Origin of the sequence: Pseudomonas sp. M5, from assembly GCF_016907075.1 — a bacterium.
GTDB classification, from domain to species: Bacteria; Pseudomonadota; Gammaproteobacteria; order Pseudomonadales; family Pseudomonadaceae; genus Aquipseudomonas; species Aquipseudomonas putida_E.
Genome location: NZ_JAFBBH010000001.1, coordinates 3,562,807 through 3,584,228, shown reverse-complemented (window position 1 = coordinate 3,584,228; position 21,422 = coordinate 3,562,807). Strand labels below are relative to the sequence as shown.

The 21,422-nt window shown below is 61.5% G+C and carries 19 protein-coding genes; 7 read left to right on the top strand and 12 right to left on the bottom strand.

Annotated features, from left to right (window positions below; genetic code table 11):
• Nucleotides 1–10: 10 nt before the first annotated feature.
• Together uvrD and zwf are read right to left on the bottom strand one after the other, a co-directional pair.
• Entirely contained in the window at nt 11–2,200 is a 2,190-nt protein-coding gene (gene uvrD, locus JOE27_RS16325; RefSeq protein ID WP_115273184.1) for a DNA helicase II, read from the bottom strand.
• A gap of 97 nt (nt 2,201–2,297) precedes the next feature.
• Nucleotides 2,298–3,740 (bottom strand): glucose-6-phosphate dehydrogenase, encoded by a 1,443-nt coding sequence (gene zwf, locus JOE27_RS16320; RefSeq protein ID WP_046786757.1) that lies wholly within the window; start codon nt 3,738–3,740, stop codon nt 2,298–2,300.
• A 103-nt stretch (nt 3,741–3,843) separates the two neighbouring features.
• On the opposite strand from zwf, the gene hexR reads away from it, so the two are divergent.
• Both hexR and JOE27_RS24890 read left to right on the top strand, forming a co-directional pair.
• A complete protein-coding gene (gene hexR / locus JOE27_RS16315) occupies nt 3,844–4,710 on the top strand; it encodes a transcriptional regulator HexR (protein ID WP_012316879.1) in 867 nt (288 codons plus the stop codon).
• A 113-nt stretch (nt 4,711–4,823) separates the two neighbouring features.
• A complete protein-coding gene (locus JOE27_RS24890; RefSeq protein ID WP_080765901.1) occupies nt 4,824–5,042 on the top strand; it encodes a hypothetical protein in 219 nt (72 codons plus the stop codon).
• Here JOE27_RS24890 and JOE27_RS16310 read toward each other — a convergent pair.
• A complete protein-coding gene (locus JOE27_RS16310) occupies nt 4,984–5,931 on the bottom strand; it encodes a LysR family transcriptional regulator (RefSeq protein WP_204920641.1) in 948 nt (315 codons plus the stop codon). The genes JOE27_RS24890 and JOE27_RS16310 overlap by 59 nt on opposite strands.
• Nucleotides 5,932–6,136: 205 nt before the next feature.
• Between JOE27_RS16310 and JOE27_RS16305 the strand changes: the two genes are divergently transcribed.
• Together JOE27_RS16305 and oadA are read left to right on the top strand one after the other, a co-directional pair.
• Nucleotides 6,137–7,552, top strand: a complete 1,416-nt coding sequence (locus tag JOE27_RS16305) for an acetyl-CoA carboxylase biotin carboxylase subunit (RefSeq protein WP_204919216.1) — start codon at nt 6,137–6,139, stop codon at nt 7,550–7,552.
• 98 nt (nt 7,553–7,650) lie between these two features.
• Nucleotides 7,651–9,459 carry a sodium-extruding oxaloacetate decarboxylase subunit alpha gene (gene oadA / locus JOE27_RS16300; protein ID WP_046786754.1) on the top strand — a complete coding sequence of 603 codons (1,809 nt, stop codon included), beginning with the start codon at nt 7,651–7,653 and terminating at the stop codon, nt 9,457–9,459.
• 123 nt (nt 9,460–9,582) lie between these two features.
• Here oadA and JOE27_RS16295 read toward each other — a convergent pair whose 3' ends face one another.
• Both JOE27_RS16295 and JOE27_RS16290 read right to left on the bottom strand, forming a co-directional pair.
• Complete coding sequence (locus JOE27_RS16295) at nt 9,583–10,404, bottom strand: amino acid ABC transporter permease (protein WP_046786753.1); 822 nt, start codon at nt 10,402–10,404, stop codon at nt 9,583–9,585.
• A complete protein-coding gene (locus JOE27_RS16290; RefSeq protein ID WP_039604255.1) occupies nt 10,401–11,222 on the bottom strand; it encodes an ABC transporter substrate-binding protein in 822 nt (273 codons plus the stop codon). Before JOE27_RS16290 ends, JOE27_RS16295 begins: the two co-directional genes overlap by 4 nt.
• Nucleotides 11,223–11,328: 106 nt before the next feature.
• Between JOE27_RS16290 and JOE27_RS16285 the strand changes: the two genes are divergently transcribed.
• The gene (locus JOE27_RS16285) at nt 11,329–12,228 is read left to right on the top strand and encodes a homocysteine S-methyltransferase family protein (RefSeq protein ID WP_046786752.1); all 900 of its coding nucleotides are present in this window, start codon (nt 11,329–11,331) and stop codon (nt 12,226–12,228) included.
• Nucleotides 12,229–12,231: 3 nt separating this feature from the next.
• Here the strand turns inward: JOE27_RS16285 and JOE27_RS16280 are convergent, their stop codons facing one another.
• Genes JOE27_RS16280 through JOE27_RS16270 form a run of 3 tightly spaced genes read right to left on the bottom strand, consistent with a single transcriptional unit; the run spans nt 12,232 to nt 14,009 of the window.
• A complete protein-coding gene (locus tag JOE27_RS16280) occupies nt 12,232–12,906 on the bottom strand; it encodes a GNAT family protein (RefSeq protein WP_115273181.1) in 675 nt (224 codons plus the stop codon).
• A 14-nt stretch (nt 12,907–12,920) separates the two neighbouring features.
• Nucleotides 12,921–13,367 (bottom strand): GNAT family N-acetyltransferase, encoded by a 447-nt coding sequence (locus tag JOE27_RS16275; protein ID WP_046786750.1) that lies wholly within the window; start codon nt 13,365–13,367, stop codon nt 12,921–12,923.
• A gap of 12 nt (nt 13,368–13,379) precedes the next feature.
• A complete protein-coding gene (locus JOE27_RS16270) occupies nt 13,380–14,009 on the bottom strand; it encodes an FMN-binding negative transcriptional regulator (RefSeq protein WP_115273180.1) in 630 nt (209 codons plus the stop codon).
• An 89-nt stretch (nt 14,010–14,098) separates the two neighbouring features.
• On the opposite strand from JOE27_RS16270, the gene JOE27_RS16265 reads away from it, so the two are divergent.
• A complete protein-coding gene (locus JOE27_RS16265) occupies nt 14,099–15,625 on the top strand; it encodes a PLP-dependent aminotransferase family protein (protein ID WP_204919213.1) in 1,527 nt (508 codons plus the stop codon).
• Between the two features lie 95 nt (nt 15,626–15,720).
• Here JOE27_RS16265 and JOE27_RS16260 read toward each other — a convergent pair whose 3' ends face one another.
• From JOE27_RS16260 to JOE27_RS16250, 3 genes are all read right to left on the bottom strand, one after another.
• Nucleotides 15,721–16,491, bottom strand: coding sequence for a MetQ/NlpA family ABC transporter substrate-binding protein (locus JOE27_RS16260; protein ID WP_012316868.1), 771 nt, complete (start codon nt 16,489–16,491; stop codon nt 15,721–15,723).
• A gap of 64 nt (nt 16,492–16,555) precedes the next feature.
• Nucleotides 16,556–17,227, bottom strand: a complete 672-nt coding sequence (locus JOE27_RS16255) for a methionine ABC transporter permease (RefSeq protein WP_039603885.1) — start codon at nt 17,225–17,227, stop codon at nt 16,556–16,558.
• The gene (locus JOE27_RS16250) at nt 17,227–18,234 is read right to left on the bottom strand and encodes a methionine ABC transporter ATP-binding protein (protein ID WP_046786747.1); all 1,008 of its coding nucleotides are present in this window, start codon (nt 18,232–18,234) and stop codon (nt 17,227–17,229) included. The genes JOE27_RS16255 and JOE27_RS16250 overlap by 1 nt, the downstream gene beginning before the upstream one ends.
• A gap of 226 nt (nt 18,235–18,460) precedes the next feature.
• Between JOE27_RS16250 and katE the strand changes: the two genes are divergently transcribed.
• A complete protein-coding gene (gene katE / locus JOE27_RS16245; protein ID WP_115273178.1) occupies nt 18,461–20,605 on the top strand; it encodes a catalase HPII in 2,145 nt (714 codons plus the stop codon).
• A gap of 52 nt (nt 20,606–20,657) precedes the next feature.
• Here the strand turns inward: katE and JOE27_RS16240 are convergent, their stop codons facing one another.
• On the bottom strand, nt 20,658–21,365 hold the full coding sequence (locus JOE27_RS16240) for a PA5502 family lipoprotein (RefSeq protein ID WP_115273177.1): 708 nt from the start codon (nt 21,363–21,365) through the stop codon (nt 20,658–20,660).
• Nucleotides 21,366–21,422: the final 57 nt, after the last annotated feature.

Below are 21,422 nucleotides of genomic sequence, written 5' to 3'. Positions count from 1 at the left end.
CCCACAGGCTTCAGATAGCTTCGAGCTTGGCATAGCCAAGCATCAGCCACTTGCTGCCTTCGGCAAAGTTCACCTGCACACGCGCCTGTGCGCCGGAACCCTCGAAGTTGAGGATCACGCCTTCACCGAATACCGAATGTTGTACCCGCTGGCCCAGATTGAAAGCGGTCTGCGGAATGTTGGCATTGGCGAACAGGCTGCTCGCGCTGGTGCTCTTGGCGCCGCCGAACGGGCGGCTGACGCTGTTCGAAAGACGCACTTCCTGAACCAGGCCAGGCGGAATTTCACGTACGAATCGTGACACCTTGTTGTAGGTCTCACTGCCATACAGGCGACGCGTTTCGGCATAGGTCATGAATAGCTGGCGCATGGCGCGGGTAATGCCCACGTACGCCAGGCGGCGCTCTTCTTCCAGGCGGCCTGGCTCTTCCAGGCTCATCTTGTGCGGGAACAGGCCTTCTTCCATGCCCACCAAGAAGACGTAGGGGAATTCCAGGCCCTTGGCGCTGTGCAACGTCATCAGCTGAATGCTGTCTTCGTGCTCGTCAGCCTGGGCCTCGCCGGCTTCAAGCGAAGCATGGCCGAGGAAGGCCGACAGCGGCGAAAGGTCGGCGTCATCGTCAGTGGTTTCGAAGTTGCGAGCGGCGCTGACCAGTTCCTCAAGGTTTTCTACCCGTGCCTGGCCCTTTTCACCCTTTTCTTCCTGGTGATAGATGATCAGGCCGGACTGCTCGATGACCGTCTGCGTCATGGTATGCAGGGGCATGTCCGCGACTTTGCCAGCCAGGCTCTCGATCAGCTCGATGAAAGCGCCCAATGCACTGGCGGCCCGGCCTTTGAGTGCTTTGGCTGCCAGCAACTGGCACATGGCGCCCCACATCGACAACTGACCGTGGCGCGCATGTTCGCGGATGGCCTCGACGGTTTTTTCACCGATGCCACGCGGCGGCACATTGATTACCCGTTCGAGCGCGGCGTCGTTGCCACGGCCTTCCATCAAGCGCAGGTAAGCCATGGCGTTCTTGATCTCGGCGCGCTCGAAGAAGCGCTGCCCACCATAGATGCGGTAGGGGATGCGCTCGCGCAGCAGCGCTTCTTCCAGCACGCGCGACTGGGCATTGGAGCGATAAAGAATGGCGATGTCGCTGCGCGAATTGCCTTGCTTGATCAGGCTCTCGATGGTCTCGACCACGTAGCGCGCTTCGTCATGCTCGTTGTAAGCCGCATAAAGGGTCAGAGGCTCGCCTTCGCCCAGGTCGGTCCACAGCTCTTTGCCCAGGCGCCCGCTGTTGTTTGCGATCAGCGCGTTGGCGGCTTTGAGGATGCCGCCGGTGGAGCGGTAGTTCTGCTCCAGGCGGATCATCTCGGCATCAGGGAAGTCAGCCGTGTACTGGTGAATGTTTTCAATCTTGGCGCCGCGCCAGCCGTAAATCGACTGGTCGTCGTCGCCCACGGCCATCAGGCTGCCGCCGCCCTTGCCAGCCAGCAGGCGCAGCCAGGCGTACTGCACGGCGTTGGTGTCCTGGAACTCGTCCACCAGCAGGTGACGGAAGCGCCGCTGGTAGTGTTCGAGCAGGCCCGGGTGGTCGCGCCACAGGTCCAGGGCCCGCAGCAGGAGCTCGGAGAAGTCGATCACCCCGGCGCGTTCGCAGGCCTGCTCGTAGGCCACGTAGATGCTGCGCATGGTCCCCAGGAACAGGTCGCCACCGGGCTGGATATGCTGTGGGCGCAGGCCTTCGTCCTTCTGCCCATTGATGAACCACTGGGCCTGGCGCGCGGGCCAGCGCTGCTCATCGAGGCCAAGCTCACGGATCACCCGCTTGACCAGGCGCTGCTGATCATCACTGTCGAGGATCTGGAAGTTCTGCACCAGACGGGCTTCCTGCCAGTGAGCGCGCAACAACCGATGCGCCAGGCCGTGGAAGGTGCCCACCCACATGCCGGCCGGGTTGATGCCCAGCAATTGCTCGATGCGCTGGCGCATCTCGGCGGCGGCCTTGTTGGTGAAGGTCACCGACAGGATCGAGTGCGGCGAGGCCTGTTCGACCTGGATCAGCCAGGCGATGCGGTGCACCAGCACGCGGGTTTTACCGGAACCGGCGCCAGCAAGCACCAGCTGACGCCCGAGCGTGGCCGCGACGGCCTGGCGTTGGGCATCGTTGAGGGAGTTCAGCAGGAGGGAGAGGTCATCTGTGTGCATCCGCCCATTCTAGGGGCAGGCCGGTTACGGGGCAAACGCCTACTGTATAAATATTCACCCTGCCGCGCCGCCGCCCATCGTTGCGTGGCGTACCTCTTCAGCCATGCCAGTGCCTGCCGTGCCTGGCCAACAGGCTGTTGGCCTGGTCGGGGCCATTGCTGCCGGCCGCATAATGGCGGGGGGCCTGAAAATGCTCCTCCCAACCCTTGATGATCGGGTCGACCCAAGCCCAGGCGGCTTCCACCTCGTCACGCCGCATGAACAGCGTCGAATCACCTTCCAGCACGTCCAGCAGCAGGCGTTCATAGGCTTCCCAGCGACGCGTCTGGCCGAACACCTGCGCCAGGTTGAGGTCAAGGTCCACCGGCTCCAGGCGCATGCCTTTGCCGGGGCTTTTGGTCATCATGCGCAAGCTGATGCGCTCGTCGGGCTGTAGCCGGATCAACAGCTGGTTGACCTGGCCACCGTTGAACAGCTCGTGGGGGACGGGCTTGAACTGGATGACGATCTGCGACGAGCGTCGTGCCATGCGTTTGCCGGTGCGCAGATAGAAAGGCACGCCAGCCCAGCGCCAATTGTCGATGTGGGCGTGGACGGCGACGAAGGTTTCGGTGTCGCTGTCATTGTCCACGTCCTTCTCGAAGTAGTAGGCGGGCACTTCCTGGCCGCCGATGTGCCCGGCACCGTACTGACCGCGCACGGTCTTGTCCTGAACGTCCTGGCCGGTGATTGGCTTGAGGGCGCGCAGAATCTTGACCTTCTCGTCGCGTACCGCCTCGGCCTCGAACTGCGCAGGCGGCTCCATGGCTACCAGGCACAGCAGCTGCAGCAGGTGGTTCTGCAGCATGTCGCGGGTGGCCCCGGACCGATCGTAGTAGCCGCCCCGGTTTTCTACACCGAGGGTTTCACAGACGCTGATCTGCACATGATCGACCTGCCCGTTGCGCCACACCGGTTCAAGCAGCGCATTGGCGAAACGCAGAGCCATGAGGTTCTGCACGGTCTCCTTGCCCAGGTAGTGGTCGATGCGAAACACCTGAGATTCCTCGAACACCGCGCCGATCGCTTCGTTGATGGCGGTGGCCGACTCCAGCGAATGGCCAATCGGCTTTTCCAGCACGATACGCGCCTCATGGTCGGCCAGGCCCGCCACCCGTAGGTGGTTGGCAATCGGCACGAACAGATTGGGCGCGGTGGCCAGGTAATAGATGCGGGTCAGCCCGCCAGGCTCGCCGAGGTAGCGCGCCAGGCGCCCGAAGTCGGCACTTTGCGCGGCGTCCATGGGAAAGTAGTCCAGGCGTGCGCAAAAGCGTTGCCACACTTCTTCGTCGAAATCACTCCGGGCGATCTGCACTCGGCAATGGCGTTCGGCGAGCTTCAGGTACTCATTGCGCGACAGGTTGCGCCGGGCCAGGGCAATGATGCGCACGGCAATGTTCAGGCGTGCCTCGCGATACAGGTGATAGAGCGCCGGCAGCAGTTTGTGCAGGGCCAGATCGCCAGTGCCGCCGAACACCAGAATGTCGCAAGGAATAGTCAAACCACCACTCTCCACGTTCGTTTAACTGGGCGGGTTGGCGTCCATGTAGTATAACTACAAGAAAGCTACATCCCGGCCAGCCGATCATAACCGAGTCCAGCCCGTGAATCTGTTGCAACATATCGCCCAATCGCGCCACCTGCTGCGCAAATCGGAACTGAAAGTGGCCGACCACGTGCTGCTGGACCCGGCTGCCGTCATGCACAGCTCGATGGCGGACCTTGCACACAGCGTGGGTATCAGCGAGCCGACCATCGTGCGGTTCTGCCGGGCGATCGGCTGTTCAGGTTTTCAGGACCTCAAGCTCAAGCTTGCGCAGAGCCTGGCTGCCGGCGCCAGCTTCGGGCAGTTCGCCATCCATGAGGACGACTCGGTTGCCGATTACAGCCTGAAGATTTTCGACACTACCTTGCACACCCTGATGGAAGTGCGCGAGCACCTTGACCCGCACGCGTTGCAACAGGCGGTGAGTGCCATGGCGCAGGCGCAACGTGTGGAGTTCTATGGCTTTGGTGCATCCGGCGCGGTTGCTGCAGACGCGCAGCACAAGTTTTTCCGCCTGTTGCTCAGTGCCGCCGCGTACTCCGACCCGCACATGCAGGCCATGTCGGCGGTCACCCTCAAGCCGGGTGACGTGGCGGTATGCATTTCCCAGTCCGGGCGCTCCAAGGACCTTTTGATCACCGCCAACCTGGTGCGTGAGAGCGGCGCCAACCTGATCACCCTGTGCCCCAGCCAGACCCCACTGGCCGAGCTTTCGACCGTCAACCTGGCGATCGATGTGCACGAAGACACTGAAATCTACACCCCGCTGACCTCGCGTATCGCCCACCTGGTAGTGATCGATGTACTGGCCATGGGCGTGGCCATGGCCCGTGGGCCGAGCCTGGTCAATCACCTCAAGAGTGTGAAGCGCAGCTTGCGCAGCCTGCGGTTGTCGCCCAAGTCGATCAAGGCGATGGATGACTGATCGGCAATTGCGGAAGAATCTGCAAATTTCATCGATTTGTCACCAATCCTCAGCAAAACGGTAAAGCGCTCGAGCCAGTCTGAAACTCCCCGCACTCGATCAGGGAGACAGGCATGGCTCGTGATTTCGATGGCTCTTACCTACCTAGCGCCAAGGCTCGCAAACAGCAGGAAAAAGATCAGCGCCGCATGGAGTACCGCCGTGCGATCGAAAGCTACTGCGACCAACGTCAACTGCTGCGCGACCTTGCAGACTACCCGGAGCTGCAAGCCCTCACGGTGTGGCAGACTTCAGCGCCAGCTTCCCCGAAAAGCGCTCAACAAGCGCGCTGATCAGCGCACGTTCGCTGCGAATGAAAGCCAGAAAGGCCAAGGCTACCGGTGACTGCCGCTTGGCCTTGGCCTGCACCACACACCAGCTGCGGTACAGCGGTAGTTCCTCCACTGGCAATTCCTTGAGCACGCCCATGGCCAGCTCCATGTTCACTGCATGGCGGGTCAGCAGGGCGACACCAAGGCCGGCGATGACGCATTCGCGCTGGGCATCGGCCGACGCTACCTCCAGCGTCTGGGTGAAGTGCACACGCTTGTCCTTGAAGTACTCCTCGCAGGCTTTGCGCGTCCCTGAGCCCTGTTCACGGACCAGCAGTGTATGAGGCTCGAGGTCCTGCAGGCGCAACTGCTCCAGTTTGCACAACGCATGGTCCGGCGGCGCCACGGCGATGATCGGGTTGTTGAGAAACGGCAGGAACTCCAGGCCCATGTCCTGCGGCACCATGGACATGATGATCAGGTCGTCGCGGTTGTCGGAAAGGCGCCGAATCGCCTGGGCGCGGTTGACCACGGTAAGGGTCAGGTTGACCTCCGGGTGACGTTGCTTGAAGGCGGCGAACAGGTGTGGGACGAAGTATTTGGCGCTGGATTCGATCGCCAGTTTCAGTTGCCCTTGCAGTGAGCCCTGCATGTCGGAAAGCTGCATGTCGAGGCTTTCCAGGCGCCCGAAGATGTCCCGGCTGGCGCGCTGCAGCGCCTCGGCGGCTTCGGTCAGGTAAAGTTTCTTGCCGACGTATTCGAACAGCGGCTGCCCTACCAGCTCTTCCAGCTGACGAATTTGTAGACTAACGGCGGGTTGCGTCAGCGCCATCTCCTCGGCGGCGCGGCTGTATGAGCGCAAATCGCACACCTCATTGAAGACCTGCAACTGACGCAAAGTCATACGCATCAAGGACTTACGCATTTTTATTCTAGGCTCCGGTAAAACCTTGTTACCTAACTATAAGCTTTTGCTAATACAGCCTCTAACAAATATTGATTTTTGTTTATCGACCTACAGCGCTAGGGTGAATGTGCGACTGGCCAGCGACGCTTGGTCACGCGCCGACCGGTAGAACCGGCTCGACTGTTCCTACGGCTTTGGGAAGACTCCAGTGATAAAAAGAATCCTGATCGCCAACCGGGGTGAAATCGCAGTCCGCATCGTGCGTGCCTGCGCCGAGATGGGTATTCGCTCTGTCGCGATCTACTCCGACGCCGACCGTCACGCCTTGCACGTCAAGCGCGCTGACGAGGCCTACAGCATTGGTGCCGAGCCGCTGGCTGGTTACCTGAACCCGCGCAAGCTGGTGAATCTTGCTGTGGAAACCGGCTGTGATGCCCTGCACCCGGGCTACGGTTTCCTGTCGGAAAACGCGGAGCTGGCAGAGATCTGCGCCGAGCGTGGTATCAAGTTCATCGGCCCGGCCGCCGACGTCATTCGCCGCATGGGCGACAAGACCGAAGCGCGCCGCACCATGATTCAGGCCGGCGTGCCCGTTACCCCAGGCACCGAAGGCAACGTTGCCGACATCCACGAAGCCCTGAGCGAAGGCGAGCGTATCGGTTACCCAGTGATGCTCAAGGCCACCTCCGGCGGTGGCGGCCGGGGCATTCGCCGGTGCAACAGCCGTGAAGAGCTGGAGCAGAACTTCCCCCGCGTCATCTCCGAAGCTACCAAGGCCTTCGGTTCAGCGGAAGTGTTCCTGGAAAAGTGCATCGTCAACCCCAAGCACATCGAGGCGCAGATTCTGGGCGACAGCTTCGGCAATGTGGTGCACCTGTTCGAGCGTGACTGCTCGATCCAGCGCCGCAACCAGAAGCTCATCGAAATTGCCCCAAGCCCCCAGCTCACCCCCGAACAGCGTGCCTACATCGGTGACCTGGCGGTCCGGGCAGCCAAGGCTGTGAACTACGAGAACGCCGGTACTGTGGAGTTCCTGCTCGCCGATGGCGAGGTGTACTTCATGGAAATGAACACCCGCGTGCAGGTCGAGCACACCATCACCGAAGAAATTACCGGTATCGACGTGGTCCGCGAGCAGATCCGCATCGCCTCGGGCCTGCCGCTGTCGGTCAAGCAGGAAGACATTCAGCACCGCGGCTACGCGTTGCAGTTCCGCATCAACGCCGAAGACCCGAAGAACAACTTCCTGCCCAGTTTCGGCAAGATCACCCGTTACTACGCCCCTGGCGGCCCGGGTGTGCGCACCGATACAGCGATCTACACCGGTTACACCATCCCACCGTTCTATGACTCCATGTGCCTGAAACTGGTGGTGTGGGCGTTGACCTGGGAAGAAGCCATGGACCGTGGCCTGCGGGCCCTGGACGACATGCGCGTGCAAGGGGTGAAGACCACCGCCGCGTACTACCAGGAAATCCTGCGCAATCCGGAATTCCGTAGCGGCCAGTTCAACACCAGCTTCGTCGAAAGCCACCCTGAACTGACCAACTACTCGATCAAGCGCAAACCCGAAGAGCTGGCCCTGGCCATCGCCGCCGCCATCGCCGCCCACGCAGGCCTATGAATGCAGCTGCAAGCTGTGAGCGACCCGCTGCAAGTTGAAGCGAATCGGCTTTTTCTTGCGGCTCGTAGCTTCAAGCTTGTCGCCATGAGGAGATAAGAATGTCCAAGAAGATCTTTGTTACCGACACAATCCTGCGTGACGCCCACCAGTCCCTGCTGGCTACCCGTATGCGGACCGAAGACATGCTGCCGATCTGCGACAAGCTCGACAAGGTCGGCTACTGGTCGCTGGAAGTGTGGGGCGGCGCCACTTTCGATGCCTGCGTGCGCTTCCTCAAGGAAGACCCGTGGGAGCGCCTGCGCAAACTGCGCAATGCGCTGCCCAATACCCGCCTGCAGATGCTTCTGCGCGGGCAGAACCTGCTGGGCTACCGCCACTACAGCGATGATGTGGTCAAGGCGTTCGTCGCCAAGGCGGCGGTCAACGGTATCGACGTGTTCCGCATCTTCGACGCAATGAACGACGTGCGTAACCTGCGCGTGGCCATCGAGGCGGTGAAGGCTGCCGGTAAGCACGCCCAAGGCACCATCGCTTACACCACCAGCCCGGTGCATACCATCGAAGCCTTCGTGAACCAGGCCAAACAGATGGAAGCCATGGGTTGCGACTCGGTGGCGATCAAGGACATGGCTGGCCTTTTGACCCCGTATGCCACCGGCGAGCTGGTCAAGGCGCTGAAGGCCGAGCAGTCGCTGCCTGTGTTCATCCATTCCCACGATACTGCCGGCCTGGCCGCCATGTGCCAGCTCAAGGCTGTGGAAAACGGTGCTGACCATATCGACACCGCCATCTCCAGCTTTGCCTGGGGGACCAGCCACCCGGGTACCGAATCGATGGTCGCCGCGCTCAAGGGCAGCGAGTTCGACACCGGTCTGGACCTGGAACTGCTGCAGGAAATCGGCCTGTACTTCTATGCCGTGCGCAAGAAGTACCACCAGTTCGAAAGCGAGTTCACTGCGGTGGACACCCGCGTGCAGGTCAACCAGGTGCCAGGCGGGATGATTTCCAACCTTGCCAACCAGCTCAAGGAGCAGGGCGCACTCAACCGCATGAACGAAGTGCTGGCCGAGATCCCGCGGGTGCGAGAAGACCTTGGCTTCCCACCTCTGGTGACCCCGACCTCGCAGATCGTCGGTACCCAGGCGTTCTTCAACGTACTGGCCGGCGAACGCTACAAGACCATCACCAACGAAGTGAAGCTGTACCTGCAAGGCGGTTACGGCAAGGCGCCGGGCGTGGTCAACGAGCAACTGCGCCGCCAGGCGATCGGCAGCGAAGACGTGATCGATGTGCGCCCGGCCGATCTTCTCAAGCCGGAAATGGCCAAACTGCGTGCCGACATCGGCGCCTTGGCGCACAGCGAGGAAGATGTGCTGACCTTCGCCATGTTCCCGGACATTGGCCGTAAGTTCCTCGAAGAGCGTGAAGCCGGCACCCTGACCCCCGAAGCGCTGCTGCCGATCCCGGAAGCCGGTGCGGTCGCCGCCCCGGGGGGTGAAGGTGTGCCGACCGAGTTCGTCATCGACGTGCACGGTGAAACCTACCGCGTCGACATCACCGGCGTGGGCGTCAAGGCCGAAGGCAAGCGCCACTTCTACCTGTCGATCGACGGCATGCCGGAAGAAGTGGTGTTCGAGCCCCTCAACGAGTTTGTCGGCGGCGGCAGCAGCAAGCGCAAGCAGGCCAGCGCGCCAGGCCACGTCAGCACTACCATGCCGGGCAACATCGTCGATGTGCTGGTCAAGGAAGGCGACACAGTCAAGGCCGGCCAGGCAGTGCTGATCACCGAAGCGATGAAGATGGAAACCGAAGTGCAGGCGGCCATCGCCGGCAAGGTCGTTGCCATCCACGTGGCCAAGGGCGATCGCGTGACGCCGGGTGAGATCCTGATCGAGATCGAGGGCTGACATAAGCCCTCATCTACAAGCGGTTAACCTCTGGGGAGCGGATGCTCCCCTTTTTTTGGGTGGTTGTCAGGCCCCTTGCGATGCGGGCGGCGCTAGCTCAAATACCCCTCGGTTGCGCTGGACCTAGCGCTGATAGCCCTTGCCAAAATGCCGCTCCAGCCTGGCCTGGGCCAGTTCGAGCAGGATCGACAGCACCCAGTAGATCACTGCAGCTGTCGTCAGCATCTCCAGGTAGCGATAGCTTGAGCGCCCATACGACTGGGCCAGGAACATCACTTCCCAGACACCCATCACCGAAATCAGCGACGAGTCCTTGAGCATCGAGATGAACTGGTTGGCGCTCGGCGGGATGATGGTGCGCATTGCCTGGGGCAGGGTGATGTGCCAGAAGATCGCCACCGGGCGCATGCCCAGGGCGAGCGCTGCCTGGCGCTGGCCCAAGGCAACGCCAATGATGCCGGCTCGGAAGATTTCGCTCAGGTAAGCGCCATAGTTTAGCGACAGGGCGATGATGCCCGCTGCGATTGCACCTGGCACCAGGCCTACTTGGGGCAAGCCGAGGTAGATCAACAGGATCTGGATCAGCAGCGGCGTGCCGCGGAAGAACGAGGTGTAGAAGCTGGCCACGCCGAATAGCAGGGCACTCTTCGACAACCGTGCCAGGGCGGCGGCAAAGCCCAACAGCACCGACACCACCATAGAGCACAAGCACAGGAACAGGGTCAGCGCAGCGCCCTGCAGGAAGCCATTGGGGCCCAGCTTGAAGCCTGCCAGGTTGGGGAACTTCTCGACGATAATCGAGAATTTCAGATCAAAGCTGAGAAAGAAACCCACGAACAGCAACAGCAGTACCAGCCACGTCAGGTACAGACGGGTGCGAAAGCCGAACAGGCGTGAACCCGTCGCGGAGGCGACGGGCTTGGGTGCAGGTTGATGGGCGCTCATTTACTGATGTCGGCGCCGATCCACTTCTGCGACAGCTTGGCCAGCGTGCCATCGGCCTTCAGCTCGGCGAACACTTGCCGCAGCTTGGCGTCCCACTCTGGATCGCCTTTCTCGATGGCGACTGAGTTGGGCTCTTCGTAAAGCGGCGCGCCTGCCAGTTTGAAGCGCTTGTCCTGGGCCAGGCGTGGCTGCGCGGTCACCAAGTTGGTCAGGATCGCATCCAGGCGCACGCCTGCACCCAGGCCGAGGTCCTGGAAGGCGACGTTGTCGGTGTCATAGGGGGCAATCTGGACGAAGTCGAAGGGGTACTCGATCTTCTTGTCTTCCGCGCCTTCGATAACCAGGTTCTTGTTCAGGTAGCTCTCATAGCTGGAGGCGCTGGTCAGGCCGACCTTGAGGCCGTCGAGGTCCTTGGCCGTGTGAATCCGCTCATCCTTGGCGTTGACCACGATCACCGCAGGCGAGGCGTAGTACTCCACCGGGAAGTCGAACACCTCGGCGCGGGCCTTGCTTGGCGTCATCGAACAGATGCACAGGTCGTAGCGACCACTCCAGCGGCCCGCAGCAATGACATCCCAGGAGGGTGTTTCCAGTCGCAGCTTTACGCCGAGCTTGGCCGCGACCGCCTTGGCCACATCGACGTCAAAACCATCGAGCTGGTTCTGTTCATTGAGGAAGGAGAACGGCGGGTAGCTCTCCATCAGTACGTTGACGACTTCCTTGCGCGACTCGACGCGGTCCAGTGTGGCACCGGCAAAGGCTGCAGAGGTGGCGCTCAGGGCCAGAAGGCCTGCGCAAATCAAGGAAGGCAAACGCATGAAGACACCTGGAAAAAGTTGTTAAAAAATCAGATTTCGATATTTAATAGTTATAAGTTTAAAGCCACCAGTGAATATTATTCATATCAATATAAGCGGAAGTTATATGGGCGATCGGACGTTGGAAATTCTTGATGGCGGTATGGGTCGGGAGCTGCAGCGCCGAGGCGCGCCGTTCCGCCAGCCGGAGTGGTCGGCACTTGCACTGAGCGAAGCGCCGGAAGCCGTAGTGGCGGTGCATGCGGCCTATATCGAAGCCGGTGCTGGGGTGATCACCAGCAACAGTTATGCAGTGGTGCCGTTCCATATTGGTGAAGACCGCTTCGCTGATGAAGGCTTCGCCTTGGCCGCCACCGCTGGTCAGCTGGCACGTACTGCGGCGGATGCCAGCCCACGGCCAGTGCGAGTCGCTGGCTCATTGCCTCCGCTGTTCGGCTCCTACCGCCCTGACCTGTTCGAGCCACAGCGCGTGTCCGAGGTATTGCTCCCACTGGTGGTGGGGCTGGCACCGTATGTCGATCTTTGGCTGGCCGAAACCCAGAGTGCGATCGCAGAAGTGCAGGCAATTGCCGGCCAGTTGCCAGCAGATGGCAAGCCGTTGTGGGTATCGTTCACCTTGCAGGATGAAGAGGTCGGCGACGTACCGCAGCTGCGTTCTGGTGAAAGTGTGACCGCAGCTGCCGAAGCAGTAGCAACGCTGGGCGTCAAAGCCATGCTGTTCAACTGCAGCCAGCCGGAAGTGATCGGTGCTGCCATCGACGCTGCGCGCGAAGTGTTTGAGCGCCTGGGTGTGGATATCGCCATCGGAGCCTACGCTAACGCCTTCCCGCCGCAACCCAAGGACGCCACCGCTAACGATGGCCTGGATGAGCTGCGCGAAGACCTCGACCCGCCGGGTTACCTGAGCTGGGCCCAGGATTGGCGCCAGCGCGGCGCCAGCTTGCTCGGCGGATGCTGTGGCATCGGGCCAGAGCACATCGCTGAGCTCAAGCGTAACCTGAGCTGAGCCTCAGCCCTGCTCCCGGCAGGCTTCCAGCGTTTTCGACTGACCCTCGTGGCGCTGGTTGTCGGCACTCAGCCAGCGCTCGAAAGCGGCCGCCACTGCAGGCCACTCGTGATCGGTAATCGAGTACCAGGCCGTGTCGCGGTTCTGGCCCTTGATCACCATGTGATTGCGGAACACACCCTCGTAGATGAAGCCAAAGCGCTCCGCTGCGCGCTTGGAGCGGGCATTGGCGTTGTTGCACTTCCATTCCAGTCGGCGATTACCCAGTTCAAAACCGAGCTTGCCCAGCAGGTATACCGCTTCGGTGCCCTTGGGGGTGCGTTGCATGGCTGCGCCGAAGGCAATATGGCCGATCTCGATGCGACCGTGGGCAGGCACCATCGACATCAGGCTCAGAATGCCTTGTACCTGGCCGCTGCTGCGGTCGATGACGCTGTAAAACAGCGGATCGCGGCTGGCGGCATTGTCTGCAAGCCATTGATCGAACGTACCGCGCTCGGCAAACGGGCCATAGGGCAGGTAGTCCCACAGTGCTGGGTCGCAGTGCGGACCTTGCAGCACCTCCCAGAGATCGTCCGCATGACCCGCCGGATCGAGCTTCTCCAGGCGGATGAAACGCCCTTCAAGGGGCTCGGCCTGGGGCAGGGCTGCAGGTTGCCAGTTATTGGGTTGACTCATGCGTTGCTCCCGTCTCACAGCGTTTGGCGAAATTGGATGAAGCCGGGTCGCTCGGCGACCTGCTCGTACAAGCCGATGGCGGTAGCGTTGGTTTCATGTGTCAGCCAGTGCACCTTGCAACAGCCGGCCGCTTTGGCACTGGCGTTGACCAGTTCGATCAGTTGCCGGCCAACGCCCAGGCCGCGCTGCTTACCGTCAACGTACAGGTCCTGCAGGTAGCAGGCGTTGGCAATGCTCCAGTTGGTTCGATGATAGATCCAGTTGACCATGCCTACCGCCTTGCCATCGATCCAGGCCAGCGCCGAGTGGGTTGGCTCCTGCGAGTCGAGGATGCGTTGCCATGTCACGGCGCTGACTTCATCGGCCAGTTCGGTTTGATAAAAGCGCAGGTAGGCCTGCCACAGGGGCAGCCACGCGGCGTGGTCGTTGGCGCTGACGGGGCGCAGGATGACGTTGGGCATGGGGCTGTTCCTTCAGGGCGTGCGCATCTGCGCCGCCAGTTGATTGTTTAGCTGATCGGTACTGCTGGCCAAGCCTTGGCGTACGCCTTCGATGTCCTGCGCCGAGCGGTTCTGGCTGAGTTTGCGTGCCCCCTGCAGGCGTGCGATGGGCAGACGGAAGCCGACGATGGCGCGGAGCATGCCTTCGATGTAATCGCTGGGTGCATCGGCGACCTTCCATGGGGCGCTGCGTCCTTGCTCGTGCAGGTCGGTCAGGCGGCTGACGATATCCAGCAGGTCGGGGCCGCCCTGCACCACTTCAGCGACGCCGTAGGCATGCACCGCCAAGTAGTTCCAGGTGGGCACAACCTTGGGGTTGTCGAGCTTGCTCGGGTAGTAGCCGGGGCTGACATAAGCGTCAGGGCCGGCGAAAACCAACAAGGCTTCTACACCTTGCTCCAAGGCCAGCCACTGATGGTTGGCACGGGCCAGATGCCCGTAAACGGTGCCCAAGTCACCTTCGCTGGTATCGATCAACACGGGTATGTGACTGGCCAGCAGACCTTGCTCGCCGTGGGTGACAAGCAGGGCCAGGCGGGTTTCCCGCATCTGTTGATGCAGGCGCTCAAGGTTGTGTTCCTGGTGCGGTTTGCTGTTGTACATGGGCGGATCCTTGTCGATTGGCTTCATCGTAGGCAGGCTATTGGTTCAGGTTAAGAGCCATTGGTGATGATTTTGATAGGTCCAATGCGATGAGCGAGCGCCCTTTGGTATTGCCATTCGATCCCGCCGGGATCGTCCTCGATCAACGCCGAGGGTTGAGTCAGCAGCTCTATCAAGCGCTGCGCGCTCGCGTGCTGGATGGGCGCTTGAGCAGCGGCACGCGCCTGCCGTCGACACGAGACCTGGCGGGCATGCTCGCGCTCTCGCGCAACAGCGTGGTGCGTGCCTATGACCAACTGTATGCCGAAGGCTACATAGAAAGCCGGGTTGGAGATGGCACCTATGTTTGCCATCTGCCGAAACTATCCACACAACTGTCCACAGGGTTATCCCATGGCTTATCAACAGGGTTATCCACAAAATGCTCAGAAAGCACTGATGATTTATCCAGATGTGGGCGTTCCAGTGAGCGTTTGGAGCGTCTGAAAAGTAACCATCTGCCATTCCCAAAAGTTGGCCCGCCGCGGGCGTTTCGGGTAGGTGTTCCGGCCTTCGATCTGTTCCCCTTTGAGGTCTGGGCCAAGCTGCATGCGGGCTTCTGGCGAAATCCCGATCCAGCGCAGCTTGGCTATGGCGACCCGGCGGGCGAGCCGTTACTGCGTGAATTGATCGCTGCGTATCTACGTCGGTCGAGGGGGATGTCGTGCACGGCTGGACAAATTGTGATCACCAGTGGTGCGCAGGAGGCAATAAGTCTTTGTGCACAGTTGTTGTTGCAGCCCGGGGATGAGGTGGCTGTGGAAAACCCCGGGTATCGTGCAGCCGGGCATGCGTTTGCAGTAGCGGGCGGGCGGGTGAGGGGTGTGCCGGTAGATGAAGAGGGCCTCGACTGCGCCAGGCTTGCCCTCGCTGGCGACTGTCGCTTGGTTTACGTCACCCCGGCGCACCAGTACCCGACGGGGGTGACCATGAGCCTGGCCCGGCGCTTGGCGTTGCTGGCCTGGGCCGAGCGCCAGGATGGCTGGATCATCGAAGATGACTATGACGGCGAGTACCGTTACAACGGAGCACCGCTGGCGCCGTTGGCGGCTTTGGACCGGCAAGGGCGGGTGCTGTACGTCGGTACCTTTGGCAAGATCGCTTTCCCAGCGCTGCGCCTTGGCTATTTGGTATTGCCGGCGCGGTTGGTGCAGGCTTTCAGCCAGGGCAGGGCGCTGGCAGTGCGGCATTCCGAGGTGGGAACCCAGTGCGTGATGGCCGAGTTCATGGCCCAGGGGCACTTTCAGCGGCATATACGCCGCATGCGCCGTGCGGCGTTGAGCCGGCGCAATGTGCTGAAGGCAGGGTGGCCTGTGGGCGTGCCAGGGCTTGCGGGGATGCCGGATGTGGCAGCGGGGCTGCATGTGAAAGTCGATGTGGATAACTTTACACGCGAGCAGGAACTGGTGGCCAAGGCCGAGGCGGTGGGAGTGGAAGTGAATCCGCTCAGCAGTTACTGGCTTGAGGACAGCGAGGTGCCTGTGGATAAACGCGCGGGGTTGGTGCTTGGGTTTGCGGCGGTGCCAGAGGGAGAGATTGCTGAGGCGTTGATGCGCTTGCGCAAGGCTTGGAGGTAGGGGGGCCTGGTGTCGCCAAAGGCCTGCAAAGCAGGCCGACGGTTTTTGCATGCCGATGAAATCCTGGGGCCGCAAAGCGGCCCGGGGATTTCTGATCAGAACGCCGGCACTACAGCGCCTTTGTACTTCTCGGTGATGAACTGCTTCACCTCAGGCGAATGCAGCGCAGCCGCCAGTTTCTTCATGTCTTGCGAGTCCTTGTTGTCCGGGCGGGCAACTAGGATGTTCACGTACGGTGAGTCGCTGCCTTCAATGGCCAGCGCGTCTTTTTCCGGGTTCAGTTTGGCTTCCAGCGCGTAGTTGGTGTTGATCAGGGCAGCATCGACCTGGGTCAGTACACGCGGGATGGTGGCCGCTTCGAGCTCACGGAACTTCACGTTCTTCGGGTTCGCGACAACGTCCTTCACGGTCGACAGGATATTGCTGTTGTCCTTGAGCTTGATCACGCCGGCCTTGTCCAGCAGCAGCAAGGCACGGCCGCCGTTGGTGGCGTCGTTGGGGATGACCACGGTGGCACCGGAAGGCAGTTCGTCGAGCTTCTTGATCTTGGCCGAGTAGACGCCCAGCGGCTCGATGTGCACGCCGGCAACGCTGACCAGGTTGGTGCCCTTGGCCTTGTTGAACTCATCCAGGTACGGCTGGTGCTGGAAGAAGTTGGCATCAAGGCGCTTCTCTGCGACTTGTACGTTCGGCTGGATATAGTCGGTGAACTCTTTCACCTTCAGGTTTACACCCTCTTTTTCCAGCTGCGGTTTGACGAAGTTGAGAATTTCGGCGTGCGGCACCGGGGTGGCGGCGACAGTCAGGTCACCGGCGTGGGCCGAGAACGCCGCGACAGCGGCAGCGACAGCAAGCAGCTTCTTCATGAATCACTCCTTGTGAGGGCCGCGACGGCCCCCGAACGGGTCGGCCGGGCCGACCCCATTGGGGTTACTTACGGGAAAAATGCACGACCAGTTTGTCGCCCACGCTCTGCAGTACTTGAACCAGAACCAGCAGCAGTACCACGGTGACCACCATTACATCGGTCTGGAAACGCTGGTAGCCGAAGCGGATGGCCAGGTCGCCCAGGCCGCCAGCGCCGACAACGCCGGCCATGGCGGTGTACGAGACCAAGGTGATGGCGGTGACGGTAATGGCCGCGAAGATGCCCGGGCGGGCCTCCGGCAACAGCGCACTGGTGATGATCTGGCGGGTGGTGGCGCCCATCGACTGGGTGGCCTCGATGATGCCGCGGTCCACCTCACGCAGGGCAGTTTCCACCAGGCGGGCGAAGAACGGCGTGGCACCCACCACCAGCGGCGGGATGGCGCCGGCAACGCCCAGCGAGGTACCGGTGATCAGCACAGTGATCGGGATCATCACGATCAGCAGGATGATGAACGGCAACGAGCGCAGGATGTTGACCACCAGCGACAGCAGCGCATACACGCCCCGCTGTTCGAACATCTGCTTCGGCCCGCAGAGGAACAGCAGCACGCCCAGTGGCAGGCCCAGCAGCACGGTGAAGAACAGCGAGCCGAACAGCATGATCATGGTGTCGATGGTGGCCAGCCAGATTTCGGCCCAGTCGACGTTGGCGAAGAAATTCAGGGCGTCCATCAACGCAGTACCTCCATATGTACGTCAGCTGCCGTGAAGCGGTCGAACGCCGCTTCCATGTCGCCGCCGGTGACGGCCAGGGTCAGCTGCCCATAGGGCACATCCTTGATGCGGTCGATACGCCCGGCGAGGATGCTGTAGTCGACACCGGTTTCGCGGGCCACGGTGCCCAGTAGCGGCGCGTAGGTGGCGTCGCCCTGGAAGGTCAGGCGCACGATGCGGCCTGGCACGTGGGCAAAATCGTCGCGCTGCTCGCCTTCATCGACCTGCTCGTCTTCCTGGACAAAGCGCTTGGTGGTGGGGTGCTGCGGGTGCAGGAACACGTCGGCCACCGAGCCTTGCTCGACGATATGGCCGGCGTCCATCACCGCGACGCGGTCGCAGACACGGCGGATCACGTCCATCTCGTGGGTGATCAGCACGATGGTCAGCTTCAGCTCACGGTTGATCTCGGCCAGCAACTGCAGCACCGATGCGGTGGTTTGCGGGTCCAGGGCGCTGGTGGCTTCGTCGCACAGCAGGATCTTCGGGTTGGTCGACAGGGCGCGGGCGATGCCGACGCGCTGCTTCTGGCCGCCGGAGAGCTGCGCCGGGTACTTTTTGGCGTGGTCCGACAGGCCCACGCGGGCCAGCAGCCCGGTGACGCGTTTGTCGATTTCGGCCCGCGACAGCCCACCCGCCAGCGTCAGCGGCAGGGCGACATTGTCGGCGACGGTCTTGGAGGCCAGCAGGTTGAAGTGCTGGAAGATCATCCCGACTTGCTGGCGGAAGCCGCGCAGCTGGTTGGCGTTGAAGGCGGTAACGTCTTCGCCGTCGACGATGATCTTCCCGCCAGAGGGCTCTTCCAGCCGGTTGATCAGGCGCAGCATGGTGCTTTTGCCTGCGCCGGAATGGCCGATCAGGCCGAACACCTGGCCGTCTTCGATGGTCAGGCTGGTTGGGTTCAGAGCGGGGATTTCCCTACCGGCGACGCGGTAGGTCTTGTGTACATGTTGGAACTCGATCACGTAGCGAACCTTGTGGGGCGCATGGAATTTGGGTCAGCGGTTGGCTGGGGTGGCGCATTTTAGCCTTTTCCAATAGTTGTTCTTAGCATTTATTTCGTAATGGACCAATCCATCAGGCATAACGCGACAACTGGTAATCCCGATTGAACGCTCGCCAAAGCCCTCTAGTCACTACTGGAACGAGCCCGCAGAGGGCAAGCCTGAAGACTGATGAGGAGAGCCGACCATGACCAGCAAGAAAACGGACGCGCCCAAGCACAGTGAGGCCGCCGGCACGCAGACCCCCGACCGCGCCAACACCAACGCCAAGCTGCAGAGCCTGGAGGCGTTTCGCAGCGATGCCACTGGCCAGGCCTTGCGTACCAACCAGGGTGTGAAGGTAGCCGACAACCAGAACAGCCTGAAGGCTGGTGCTCGTGGGCCATCGCTGCTCGAAGACTTCATCATGCGTGAGAAGATCACCCACTTCGACCACGAGCGCATTCCCGAGCGTATCGTCCACGCCCGAGGTACCGGTGCCCACGGCTACTTCCAGAGCTACGGCAACCATAGCGAACTGACCAAGGCCGGTTTCCTCCAGGACCCCGAAAAGATAACCCCGGTCTTCGTGCGCTTCTCCACCGTACAAGGCCCGCGCGGGTCGGGTGACACGGTGCGCGACGTGCGTGGCTTTGCTGTGAAGTTCTACACCGATGAGGGCAATTTTGACCTCGTTGGCAACAACATGCCGGTATTTTTCATTCAGGATGCCATCAAGTTTCCCGACTTCGTGCATGCGGTCAAACCTGAGCCGCACAATGAAATGCCCACGGGCGGTTCAGCCCACGACACGTTCTGGGATTTTGTCTCGCTGGTGCCTGAGTCGGCGCACATGGTCATCTGGGCCATGTCCGACCGCGCCATCCCGCGGAGCCTGCGGATGATGGAAGGCTTTGGCGTGCATACTTTCCGCCTGATCAATGCCCAAGGGGTGGCCAGCTTCGTCAAGTTCCACTGGAAGCCACGCCAGGGTGTGCATTCGGTACTGTGGGACGAAGCCCAGAAGCTGGCAGGCAAGGACACCGACTACCATCGCCGCGATCTGTGGGATGCGATCGAGACGGGTGATTACCCCGAGTGGGAACTGGGCGTGCAGATCGTCCCAGAGGCCGATGAGCACAAGTTTGATTTCGACCTGCTCGACCCGACCAAACTGATCCCCGAGGAGCTGGTACCGGTGACGCCGCTCGGCAAGATGGTGCTCAACCGCAACCCGGACAACTTCTTCGCCGAGACCGAGCAGGTCGCTTTCTGCCCTGGCCATATCGTGCCGGGCATCGACTTCAGCAACGACCCGCTGCTACAGGGCCGGCTGTTCTCCTATACCGACACACAGATCAGCCGCCTTGGCGGCCCGAACTTCCACGAGATCCCGATCAACCGGCCGGTAGCGCCGAACCACAGCAGCCAGCGCGACGCCATGCACCGCATGACCATCGACAAGGGCCGTGCTTCCTACGAGCCCAATTCGATCGATGGCGGCTGGCCGCGGGAAACGCCGCCGGCGGCGCAGGATGGTGGCTTCGAGAGCTATCAGGAGCGCATCGAGGCACACAAGATCCGCCAGCGCAGCGAGTCGTTCGGCGATCATTTCTCGCAGGCGCGGCTGTTCTTCCAGAGCATGAGCCCGACCGAGCAGCAGCACATCATCAAGGCCTACAGCTTTGAATTGGGCAAGGTGGAGCGCGAAGCAATCCGCGCGCGTGAGGTCAATGAGATCCTGGCCAATATCGACCTGAAGCTGGCAGCGGCTGTGGCGGCCAACCTCGGCTTGCCGGCGCCCAAGCAGGGCACGGTTCAGGTCAAAGGTAGCAAGCTTGCGCAGTCCAAGGCTTTGAGCCAGATGAACCACCCTGGAGATGTGGGCATCAAGGGACGCAAGATTGCCGTTGTGGTCGCCGATGGCGTGGACGCCGCGAGCGTCGACAGGCTGGTCAAGGCGCTCGAAGCACAAAGCGCGCGGCCCATGCTGCTGGGGCCATCCTCGGCGCCGGTGAAGAGCGCCGATGGCAAGCAATTGCCGGTGGATGCTTCGATCGAGGGTATGCCGTCGATCATGTTCGACGGGATAGTGGTGCCGGGAGGCAAGGCTTCAATCGATGCCTTGAGCGGCAGTGGTGTGGCCAAGCACTTCCTGCTCGAGGGTTATAAGCATTTGAAGGCGATCGTGTTGGCCAAAGAGGCCAAAGCGTTGCTGGGCAGCTTGGGCCTGAAGGAGGACAAAGGCTTGTTGCTTGGGGATGATCAGAAGGCAGTGGATGCCTTCGTCAAAGCCGTGGAAGGGCATCGGGTCTGGGAGCGGGAGGCGGCTGCAGAGGCGATCCCTGCGTAAGACGCTGCGTTGGTACCCATCGCCGGCTGCCGGCGATGGGCCCCCAGAAGTGTCAACGCTGATGCGGTACCAATACCACCTGAGCGGGCAACTTGCGCTGAATCTCGTGTTTTTGCTCAAGTGCGAAGCCGCTGTCGATCTTGCGAACCCGCTTTTCCAGCAAGGTCTTCAACCAAGGCGCATCTTCGGTGCGAGGTACCTGGAACACCACGTCGCACTGATAATTCACCACATCAGTGGCAATTTCATCGAGCTGCCGGCGCATGGCCCGGATGTCCGTGGTCTTCAGTGCAATGACCGTGCTAGGCGCGGTCGGGTCGATCACCCGCGCCTTGGGCTTGGCCTCGGCAGCCTTCAGGGCGGCCTCGGCTTTTTCCAGCTCAGCCTTGCGTGCCTGTGAGACCGCGTCACCGCCAGTCACGGCAGGTGCCTGCGGCATCAGTGCGCGGGCACGTGCCAGCGCGGTTGCGGCAGCGTTGACGTCACCCTTCTGAAGGACGATCTGGCTGCGTTTGAGGTAAGCCTCAGCCAACTGCCGCTGGTACTGTTCCAGGCGGCCATCGTCGGGCGATTGAGCCTGCAGCGAGGCAAGCTGATCTTCGGCTGTGGCCAGTTCATTGCTGTTGATACTTTGCTGCAGCTGCTGCCAGGCATCGGCTTGGGCAGGTGCACCGGGCTGCTCGACCGGCGCACTTGAACAAGCGGCCAGGAACAGGGAAAACGCGGCAACAAGCAGATAACGGGATGCGAACGGCTTCATTCCTGCGACTCTCTATTTGCGCAAAAAGCGAGCAAGTCTACACCCAGGTGCGCACGC